Origin of the sequence: Actinospica acidithermotolerans (assembly GCF_018139625.1) — a bacterium.
GTDB lineage: Bacteria > Actinomycetota > Actinomycetes > Streptomycetales > Catenulisporaceae > Actinospica > Actinospica acidithermotolerans.
Genome location: NZ_JAGSOH010000006.1, coordinates 111,002 through 121,150, shown reverse-complemented (window position 1 = coordinate 121,150; position 10,149 = coordinate 111,002). Strand labels below are relative to the sequence as shown.

General features: G+C 71.8%; 10 protein-coding genes. 9 read left to right on the top strand and 1 reads right to left on the bottom strand.

All coding sequences use genetic code 11. The features are described 5' to 3' along the window. The 9 genes from KDK95_RS04505 to KDK95_RS04465 all read left to right on the top strand — a co-directional run. Positions 1 to 922, top strand: a 922-nt coding sequence (locus tag KDK95_RS04505; protein ID WP_212516704.1) for an ABC transporter permease, incomplete at its 5' end; no start/stop codon positions are given. Beyond that, positions 909 to 1,841 carry an ABC transporter ATP-binding protein gene (locus tag KDK95_RS04500; RefSeq protein ID WP_212516703.1) on the top strand — a complete coding sequence of 311 codons (933 nt, stop codon included), beginning with the start codon at positions 909 to 911 and terminating at the stop codon, positions 1,839 to 1,841. The genes KDK95_RS04505 and KDK95_RS04500, both read left to right, overlap by 14 nt. A gap of 1 nt (position 1,842) precedes the next feature. Further along, positions 1,843 to 2,982: a glycosyltransferase gene (locus KDK95_RS04495; protein ID WP_212516702.1), complete on the top strand. Its 1,140-nt coding sequence runs from the start codon at positions 1,843 to 1,845 to the stop codon at positions 2,980 to 2,982. Then, complete coding sequence (locus tag KDK95_RS04490; protein WP_249160278.1) at positions 2,979 to 3,593, top strand: acyltransferase; 615 nt, start codon at positions 2,979 to 2,981, stop codon at positions 3,591 to 3,593. The genes KDK95_RS04495 and KDK95_RS04490 overlap by 4 nt, the downstream gene beginning before the upstream one ends. Beyond that, positions 3,583 to 4,692 carry a DegT/DnrJ/EryC1/StrS family aminotransferase gene (locus KDK95_RS04485; RefSeq protein WP_212516701.1) on the top strand — a complete coding sequence of 370 codons (1,110 nt, stop codon included), beginning with the start codon at positions 3,583 to 3,585 and terminating at the stop codon, positions 4,690 to 4,692. Before KDK95_RS04490 ends, KDK95_RS04485 begins: the two co-directional genes overlap by 11 nt. A gap of 6 nt (positions 4,693 to 4,698) precedes the next feature. Continuing rightward, complete coding sequence (locus KDK95_RS04480) at positions 4,699 to 5,703, top strand: Gfo/Idh/MocA family protein (protein WP_212516700.1); 1,005 nt, start codon at positions 4,699 to 4,701, stop codon at positions 5,701 to 5,703. A gap of 217 nt (positions 5,704 to 5,920) precedes the next feature. After that, a complete protein-coding gene (locus tag KDK95_RS04475; protein ID WP_212516699.1) occupies positions 5,921 to 7,225 on the top strand; it encodes a nucleotide sugar dehydrogenase in 1,305 nt (434 codons plus the stop codon). A 161-nt stretch (positions 7,226 to 7,386) separates the two neighbouring features. After that, positions 7,387 to 7,944 (top strand): SigE family RNA polymerase sigma factor, encoded by a 558-nt coding sequence (locus tag KDK95_RS04470; protein ID WP_212516698.1) that lies wholly within the window; start codon positions 7,387 to 7,389, stop codon positions 7,942 to 7,944. A gap of 2 nt (positions 7,945 to 7,946) precedes the next feature. After that, positions 7,947 to 8,948, top strand: a complete 1,002-nt coding sequence (locus KDK95_RS04465; protein ID WP_212516697.1) for a hypothetical protein — start codon at positions 7,947 to 7,949, stop codon at positions 8,946 to 8,948. Positions 8,949 to 8,969: 21 nt separating this feature from the next. Here the strand turns inward: KDK95_RS04465 and KDK95_RS04460 are convergent, their stop codons facing one another. Then, positions 8,970 to 10,148, bottom strand: a complete 1,179-nt coding sequence (locus KDK95_RS04460) for a hypothetical protein (RefSeq protein WP_212516696.1) — start codon at positions 10,146 to 10,148, stop codon at positions 8,970 to 8,972. Position 10,149: the final 1 nt, after the last annotated feature.

Below are 10,149 nucleotides of genomic sequence, written 5' to 3'. Positions count from 1 at the left end.
GCAAGCCCCTCCCCCTCCACCCCGGCCGGAATCGATGTCGTCGATGGTTGATACGCAGTCCCCGCCCAGGGACGTGTCCCTGGATCACCTGGAGCACCACGTGTTCCGGTCCCGCAAGTCCGGAGTGCCGAGCCTCCGCCGGTACCTGCCGGAGCTGTGGGAACGCCGCGAGTTCGTCTACGAGCTCGCCCGCTGCACGCTGCGCGGACAGAATTACACCAACGTCTTCGGCCAGCTCTGGTTGGTGCTCAACCCGCTGCTGATGGGCTGCGTGTACTTCGTCCTGGTGGACATCATCAACGGCAGCAAGCACGCGTCGAACTACTTCGCGGTGCTGCTCGCGGGACTGTTCCTGTACACGTTCTTCTCCAGCATGCTCTCGCAGTCGGCCGGCTCGATCATCGGCAGCAGCCGCCTCGTGCTCAACAGCCGGCTGCCCCGGCTGGTCATGCCGATCACCCAGATGGTCATCGCGTTCTTCCGGTTCGCGCCCAGCCTGATCGTGCTGCTCGTGGTGCACCAGCTGCAGCACGTCCACTGGGGTATCGCGGCGGTCTACGCCATACCCGCGTTCCTCGAGGTCGCGATGTTCGGCGCGGGCCTCGGCTTCATCTGCGCCACGGCCCAGGTGTACTTCCGCGACTTCTCGAACTTCCTGCCCTACGTCACCCGGATCTGGATGTTCCTCTCGCCGGTGCTGTGGCAGCTGAACCAGGTGCTCGGCAAGCACGACCTGAAGGCGCACCTCCTTCCGCTCAACCCGCTCTCGCCGATGATCGGGGCCTGGGGCGACGCGCTCGTCTACAACGTCGCCCCGCCCTACTCCTGGCTGCTCCAGGGCCTCGCCTGGGGCCTGGGCACGCTCGTCGTCGGCACATTCGTCTTCATCCGGAGGGAGCGTGAGTTCAGTGTCCGTCTCTGACTCCGTGGAAGCGCCCGTCACGTCCGCGCCGAACGCCGCGAACGCGCCGCTGGCCGGGCCGACCGAGGCCGAGCTCGACCGGGAGATGTCGATCCGGGTCAAGGACGTCAAGGTCGACTACCGCACGATCGTCAACCCGCGCGCGAACACGCTGCGGCACACGATCACCAACCTCGGCCGCAAGTCCGGCGACCGCAAGGTGCGCTACATCCACGCGGTGCGCGGCGTCTCCTTCGACGTCAAGCACGGCCAGGTGCTCGGCATCATCGGCGCGAACGGCGCCGGCAAGTCCACCATGATGCGCGCGATGGCCGGGATCCTGCCGCCCTCGAGCGGCGAGATCGTGGTCAACGGCCGGATCAGCGTCCTGCTGGCGCTCGGCGTCGGCTTCAACGGACAGCTCTCCGGCCGGGACAACGTCGTGCTCGGCTCGATGGCCGCGGGCCTGACCCGCAAGCAGGTCTACGAGCGCTTCGACCAGATCGTCGAGTGGGCCGAGCTCGAGGACGTCATCGACCTGCCGATGAAGGCCTACTCCTCCGGCATGTACGGCCGGCTCGCCTTCGCCGTGTCCACCCACCTGGACCCGGACGTGCTGCTGGTCGACGAGGCGCTGTCCACCGGCGACGCGCACTTCCGGCGCAAGTCCTACGACAAGATGCAGGAGCTCGTCGGCCAGGCGCGCACGATCGTGATCGTCAGCCACGGCATCGCCGCGATCCGCGAGATGTGCGACGACTGCATCTGGATGGACAAGGGCCAGATCGTCATGCGCGGCAAGCCGGACGAGGTGGCGGATCAGTACCTCGAGTTCCAGGGCGTGCCGCCGGCCAAGAAGTCGAACGCCGCCGACGAGACCGCGGACGAGGACGACGACATGAGCATGATCGACGACTCGCTGAACTCGGGAGACTTCTGAGATGGCCCGCGCGAGCTTCGACGTCACCTTGCTCAGCAGCGGGCACGACGTGGCCGACGCCCGGCTGCACCGGCACTGCGCCGCGCTGCGCCGGGCCGGGCTGCGGGTCGAGGTGATCGCCAAGGGCCGCGCCGAGGACGCGCCGGCCGAGACCGAGTTCCGCTCGATCCGGCCGAAGGGCTTCGCCGCGCGCGGCGTCAAGGCCCTGACGCTGCCCGGCAAGGCGCGGGGCACGGTGCTGGTCACCATGGACCCGGACCTGATCCCGGCGGCCCGGTCGAAGCGGCTGTTCTCGCACGGCCGCCGGCTCGCGGTGGACCTGCACGAGGACTACGTGGCGCTGCTGGACGACCGCGCCTGGGCCAAGGGCGCGGCCGGCAAGGTTGCGAAGGTGTGGGCGCGCAGCGCGATCGCGCTCAGCCGCGGCGCCGACCTGACCGTCGTGGCCGACCAGCACGTGCCGCCGGCCGCGGCCGCGCGGCGCCTGGTGGTGCGCAACCTGCCGGACATGACGCTGCTTCCGGAGCGCGGCGCGCTGGACGGGATCCCGCGTGCTCTGTACGTCGGCGACGTGCGGGAGAGCCGCGGCCTTTTCACCATGCTGGAGGCGGTCGAGCAGGCGCCGGAGTGGCGCCTCGACGTGGTCGGCCCGGTCGCCGCGCGCGACCGGGAGCGGCTGGAGGCCTGGCTCGCCGCCTCCCCGGCCGCCGAGCGGATCACGATGCACGGCCGGATGCCCCCGGCCGCGGCCTGGGCGCTGGCCCGCGGCGCGTGGGTCGGGATGTCGCTGCTGCACAGCACCCCCGCGTTCGAGAGCGCCATCCCGTCGAAGATCTACGAGTACCTGGCGTGCGGGATGCCGGTGCTCAGCAGTCCGATCAGGCGGGCCGCCGAGCTGGTCGAAAAGGCCGGCGCGGGCGCGATCGTGGCGGATTCGGCCGCGGCCGCGGCGCAGCTGCGCGCGTGGTCCGGCGAGTCGCGGGCCGAGTTCCAGCTGATGCGCAAGGCGGCGAACGAGTGGGCCGAGCGCGACCTGGGCGCCGTGAACCCCCACGACCTGTTCGCGCGGGCCGTCGCGGACCTGGTGGCCGGGGCGCGGGGATCGAAGGCGGCGATGGCCGTCGTGGCGAGGACGCAATGACCTTCGACGAATCCGTGCGCATCGCGCCGTCCGCCGACGTGGACGAGGGGGCCGAGATCGGTTCGGGCAGCTCGGTGTGGCATCTCGCGCAGGTGCGCGAGCAGGCCGTGCTCGGGCGCGGCTGCGTGATCGGGCGCGGGGCCTACATCGGCACCGGCGTGCGGCTCGGCGAGAACGTCAAGGTGCAGAACTACGCGCTCGTCTACGAGCCCGCCGAGGTGGGCGACGGCGCGTTCATCGGCCCCGCGGCCGTATTCACCAACGACCACCGGCCGCGCTCGGTGGACCCGGACGGCAAGCAGAAGCGCGCGGGCGACTGGCACGCGGTCGGCGTCACGGTCGGCGAGGGCGCCTCGATCGGCGCCCGCGCGGTGTGCGTGGCGCCGGTCCGGATCGGCCGCTGGGCCATGGTCGGCGCGGGCGCGGTGGTGACGGGCGACGTGCCGGACTTCGCGCTCGTCGTCGGAGTCCCGGCCCGCCGCATCGCCTGGATCGGCCGGGCCGGCGAACGGCTCGAGCAGGAGGCGCCGGACACCTGGCGCTGCCCCGAAACCGGCGCGCTCTACCGCGAGGCCGACGGCGAACTCACGGAGATCGACAATGAGCACTGACCCCGGCCACATCCCGGCCGCCAAGCCGGTCATCGGCGAAGACGAGATCGAGGCCGCGGTGCGCGTGCTGCGCAGCGGCATGGTCATCCAGGGCCCCGAGGTCGCCGCGTTCGAGGAGGAGTTCTCGGCGCTGGTCGACGGCCGGCACTGCGTCGCCGTGAACGCGGGCACCTCCGCGCTGCTGCTCTCGCTGGTCGCGGCCGGGATCGGCGCGGGCGACGAGGTGATCATCCCCTCGTTCACCTTCGCGGCGACCGGCAACTCCGTCGCGCTGACCGGCGCGACCCCGGTGTTCGCGGACATCGACCCGGAGACCTTCAACCTCTCCCCCGAGTCCGTCGAGGCCGCGATCACCCCGCGCACCAAGGCGATCATGCCGGTGCACCTCTACGGCCAGGCCGCCGACATGGGGCGGCTCGGCGAGATCGCCGGGAAGCACGGCCTCGCGATCGTCGAGGACGCGGCGCAGGCGCACGGCTCGACCTGGGAGGGCAGGCCGGTCGGCGCCTTCGGCCTGGCCGCCGCGTTCAGCTTCTACCCGACCAAGAATATGCACTCGCTCGAGGGCGGCATGGTCGTCACCCCGGACGCCGGGTTCGCGCGGACCATCAGGCTGCTGCGCAACCAGGGCATGGAGCGACGCTACGCCAACGAGATCCTCGGCTACAACCTGCGGATGACCGACGTGTCCGCCGCCATCGGCCGGGTCCAGCTGACGAAGCTGCGCGGCTGGAACGAGCGGCGGCAGGCGAACGCGGCGAAGCTCGACGCGGGCATCGGCTCCCTCGGCGGCGTGCGCGTGCCCGCCGTCGCCGCCGGCGCGAGCCACGTCTACCACCAGTACACCGTGCGCGTCCCGGCCGGGCGGCGGGACGCGCTGCAGGAGCACCTCACCGCCCAGGGCATCGGCTCCGCGGTCTACTACCCGACGCCGACCCACCGGCTGCCGCCCTTCGCGGGGACGGCCCAGGACGCTGACCTCCCCGAGACGCTGCGCGCGGCGGCCGAGGTGCTCTCGCTTCCCGTTCACCCGGCCCTGACCGACGCGGAACTGACCCGCATCGGCGAGGCCGTGAGCTCGTTCGACCTCGGAGACTGATCCACCATGAGCAAGCCGCTTCTGCGGGCGGGCCTCGTCGGGCTCGGAGCGATGGGCCGGCACCACGCACGGGTGCTGCGCGCTCTCGACGGCGTCGAGTTCATCGGGGGCGCCGATCCCGGCGGCGACCCGTACGGCGCGCTCAGCGGCGTGCCGCTGCTGAACGACGTGGAGAGCCTGATCGCGCTCGAGCCCGACTACGTCGTCGTGGTCTGCCCGACCGCGCTGCACGAGTCCGTCGCGCTGCAGCTCGCCGAGGCGGGCATCCCGGCGCTGATCGAGAAGCCGCTCGCGCACGACACCCCGGCCGCGCAGCGCGTCGTCGAGGCCTTCGAGAGCCGCGGCCTGGTCGCGGCGGTCGGCCACATCGAGCGCTACAACCCGGCGCTGCAGTCCCTGCGCTCGCGGCTGGAGGCCGGCGAGCTCGGCGAGGTCTTCCAGGTCGCCACGCGCCGGCAGGGCCCGTTCCCGAACCGGATCGCGGACGTCGGCGTGGTCAAGGACCTGGCGACGCACGACCTGGACCTGACCGGCTTCGTCACCGGCGCGCAGTACACCAGCGTCGCCGCGAAGACCGCGCACCGCAGCGGCCGCCCGCACGAGGACCTGGTGACGGTGCTCGGCGAGCTGGACAGCGGCGTGATCGCGAACCACCTGGTCAACTGGCTCTCGCCGCTCAAGGAGCGGGTCTCGATCGTGACCGGCGAGAAGGGCTGCTTCGTCGCCGACACGCTGACCGCGGACCTGACGTTCTTCGCGAACGGCTCGACCCGCACCGAGTGGGACGCGATCTCGGTCTTCCGCGGCGTGTCCGAGGGCGACATGACCCGCTACGCGATCCCGAAGCGCGAGCCGCTCGTCCTGGAGCACGAGACCTTCCGGGACGCCGTGGAGGGCAAGGCCGACGCCGGGATCGTGACGCTGCGCCAGGGCCTGCGCGCGGTCATGGTCGCGGAGGCGGTCCTCGACTCGGCGCGCACCGGCGAGACCCTCCCGCTCGCCCTGGCCTAGGCCGTGTCTTCAAACTATCGCCGGGTCCGCGACGCCTGCCACGCACGCTCGCGGCGTTGCAGGGGCGGTTGCAGACGACCGAGTATGCGCCCGCCCCTGCACCTTGCGAGCGCACGCGTCAGACGCCGCGGCCTGATCCGACGCAAGTTTGAAGACACGGCCTAGGCCCGCCCCACCCCACTGTCTGCTTCCCCGCCTTACTGATCGGACTCCCCTCGTGCAGATCTGCGTCTTCGCCCTCGGCAAGATCGGCCTCCCGCTCGCCGTCCAGTTCGCCGGCCTCGGCCACACGGTCACCGGCGTGGACATCTCCCAGCGCGTCGTCGACCTGGTGAACGCGGGCGAGGCCCCGTTCCCCGGCGAGACCGGGCTCGACGAGGCGCTCAAGCAGGTCGTCGCCGACGACCGGCTGACCGCGACCCTGGACGGGAGCGCGGCGGTCGCCGGGGCGGACGCCGTGGTCGTCGTCGTGCCGCTCGTCGTGGACCGCGACGGCGTGCCGGACTTCGGCCCGCTCGACGCGGCCACCGGCGCCGTCGCCGCCGGCCTGCGCCCGGGCACGCTGGTGAGCTACGAGACCACGCTGCCGGTCGGCACGACCCGCGACCGCTTCGCGCCGATGCTGGCCGCCGGCTCCGGCCTGGCCGCGGGCAGCGACTTCCACCTCGTCTTCAGCCCCGAGCGGGTCTCCTCCGGCCGGATCTTCGCCGACCTCAAGCGCTACCCGAAGCTCGTCGGCGGCATAGACGAGGCGTCCGCCGAGCGCGGCGTGACGTTCTATCAGCAGGTCCTCGAGTTCGACGACCGCGCCGACCTGCCGCGGCCCAACGGCGTCTGGAACCTCGGCTCCTGCGAGGCCTCCGAGCTCGCGAAGCTCGCGGAGACCACGTACCGCGACGTGAACATCGGCCTGGCCAACACCTTCGCCCGCTACGCCGACCGCATCGGCGTGGACGTCGCGGCCGTCATCGAGGCCTGCAACAGCCAGCCGTTCAGCCACATCCACCAGCCCGGCATCGCGGTCGGCGGCCACTGCATCCCGGTCTACCCGCGGATGTACCTGTGGAACGACCCCGAGGCCGAGGTGGTGCGCGTGGCCCGCGAGGCCAACGCCGCGATGCCCGCGTACGCCGTGGAGCTGCTGGCGCGCGAGCAGCCCGACGGGGACCTGAACGGCAAGCGCGTGGCAGTCCTCGGCATCGCCTACCGCGGCGGCGTCAAGGAGACCGCGTTCTCCGGCGTTTTCCCGACCGTCGAGGCCCTCAAGGCTCGCGGCGCCGACGTCGTGGTCGCCGACCCGATGTACACCGACGAGGAGATCGCGGCCCTCGGCTTCACCCCCTACCTGGTCGGCTCCGGCGAGCCGGTCGACGCGGCCGTCATCCAGACCGACCACGTCGAGTACCGCACGCTGACCCCCGCCGACCTGCCCGGCGTCGCCGCGCTCGTCGACGGCCGCCGCGTCACCGACCCCGCCGCCTGGAGCGGCGTCCGCCGCCGCGTCATCGGCGCGGGGAACTGACGTCCCGCCCCTCCCCGGACCGAGGCCCGGCGCTCACCCTGATGAGCGCCGGGCCTCGCCGTCTTCCGAGGCCGAACCGTGATGTAACCGGCTTCGGGCTCCGCGCGTAATCTCACCGAAGTCGCGAACGGGTTCGCGGCACCGGGACGGAGGGGGCGGGGATGGGGGCCGAGCTCGAGCGGGAGTTCGACGCGTTCTACGCGTCGACGCATCGGCGGGTGGTCGGGCAGATCTATGCGATGACCGGCAGCCTGCACGAGGCCGAGGACTGCACCCAGGAGGCGTTCGCGCGGGCCTGGCAGCAGTGGCCGAAGCTGGCGGGCCGGCACGGCAACCCCGAGGCGTGGGTGCGCACGGTCGCGGCGCGGCTGGCGGTCTCGTCGTGGCGCAAGGCCGTGAACCGGCTGACGGCGCACCGGCGGGAGTACCGGGATTCCGAGGTGTCCGGGATGAGCCCCGACCACCTCGCGGTCGTCAGCGCGCTGCGCAAGATCTCCGCCGACCAGCGGATGGCGATCGTGCTCTACCACTACGCCGGGCTGTCGGTGGAGGAGATCGCGATCGAGACCTCGTCCACGCAGAGCTCCGTCAAGGCCCGGCTCGCCCGCGGGCGCAGGGCCCTGGCACCCCATCTGACCGAATTCGCGGACAGCCTCGCACCCGAAGCGACGAAGAACAGCAGAGCCGCCCGTCCGCAGATCAGCCGAAGGGAGATCTGACCGTGTCCAAGGACTTCGACGCCGCGCTCTCCGACGCCATCGAACTGGCGGCGGGGGCTGCGCACACCGCGGGCGCATCCGCTGCCCGCGTCCGAGGGAGGGAACGCACCATGCGCAAGCGAATCATCGTCTCCACCACGTCGTTCGCACTCGTCGCCGCCGGCGCGGGTGCCGCGTTCGCGGTCACGTCGCACCACGGGGGCACGCCGCGCGTGACCGCCGCCAGCCCGAGCGTGAGCGCCAGCCGGACGCCGTCCGCCGGATTTAGCCCGACGCCGACCTCGGGCCCGACCGGCCTGCCGATCACGACCGCGAGCGGGACGCGGGGTTCGGCCTCGCCGCTGAACACGCCGAGCGGGCCTGCGTCCACGGGGGCGACGACGTCTACCGCGACCGCGTCGGAGCACTGGCTCACGGCGTCTCAGGTGCTGTACGACAGCAGTATGAACTGGAACGCCGGCACCCCGTCCAGCTGTCCCGCGGGCAGCTACGAGATCTGGCAGTACTACGCGGGCGGCTGCTCCGAGCACACCCTTCCCGGCGACCCGCACCCGGCGGAGAGGATGGACACCCGCGTCTTCGGGGCGCCGAGTGTCGCGACGGGCGACGGCGCGTGGGCCGGGACCACCGCCGACCAGGAGTTCTACACCTACGCGAGCGCGTCCGACGCACAGGCGGCGTTCGAGTACTTCACGAACGGGATCCTCGGGGAGGACTCCCAGTTCGCCGGGTCCACGGACGCGATCACCGGCCTCGCGGTGACCAGCACCACGACCGAGACCGCGCACGCGGACGGCGCCGTCGCCATCGACAGCAGGCTGCGCGACAGCAACGGCAAGCCGGCCGAGATGAACGGCAACCCGAGCGGCGCATCCGACCGGCACTACTTCTTCGCGGTCCGCGGCGACATTGTGGAGATGGTCCTGATCACGGGCGGCCCGGCCGTCAGCGACGCCTCGGGCGACGCGTCCTACCTCCAGACCGTGATCAACGCCCTGGGCTGATCGATCACGATCGGAATCCGATCACGGCGAGTGCGTCCAGATCGTCAGCAGGTAGCCTCCGTACCATGCGGAGAGCCCCGCGCAGACGGTCAGGGCGCACAGCGCCGTGTACCGGTTCCGGCGGGCCAGGAAGGCGGCGGGCGGCAGCAGCAGTGGGAAGTCCGGCATCAGGAACCTGGCCTCGGCGTGAAAGTACGTCGGGCCGATGAAGAGCGCGAGCGCGATGGAGATCCAGGCGAAGGCCAGGACCGGCAGACCGTCGCGGCGTATGCGGCGGCTGAGCGTGAGCCAGAGCGCGAACAGGAGCGACGCGCCGAGCACGAAGACCGGCACCTCGTACCCGAGCGGCAGCGCGTGCGTGAGCGACCGGACGATCTGCTGCCAGACGCCGGCGAGGCTCGGGTCACTCCCCCAGCCGCGTTCCTCCATATACGTGAACCCGTCCCACCGGCCGAGTTCGACAGCCACCCAAGCGAGGTACGCGAGCATGCCGAGCGGCGCCATCGCCGTCGCGAGCCAGACCCGCCCGCCGCGCTCACCTCGCAGCAGCGCGGCGAGCAGGCAGACGCCGATCGTCAACGCGGCAGCGATACCGGTCGGGTGGGTGAGTCCGGCGAAGAACGCTGCGATGCCCGCCGCGATCCAGCGCTCCCTGAGGAGGCATAGCAGGGTCAGCGCGGCGAGGGCGGTGTAGAGCGATTCGGTGTACGCCATCGACTCGACGACTGCCGTCGGCACGGCGGCCCAGAGCGCCGCGAGGATCACGCCGGTGCGCTTGTCGTACAGGTGCTCGCCGATGCCGCACAGGGCGACGGCCGCGACGATCCCGCTCCCGAGACTGACGAGCAGTGCCGCGGCCGTGACGCCGAGGCCAAGGCCGAGCAGCCCGGTCAGGAACGGATAGAGCGGGAAGAAGACGATGTCCGTGTTGACGAGGCTGCCGTCCGGCCGGTACGTCAGCGCGGTGTCGTATCCGTGCCGTGCCACCTCCAGGTAGAACGAGCCGTCCCACTTGGTCAGCAGCGATACGAGGTGGCCCGAGTGCGACGCCATCGCCGCGAGCACGACGAGCCCGACCGCCCGCACGACGCAGTACGCGATGATCTCCGGCGCGTGGCCGCGCAGCCGCTTTCGGGCGCGGGCCGCGAATGGCGTCCGGGCACCGACGACGTCCGTGCCCGCGCCGAGCGTAGATTCCACG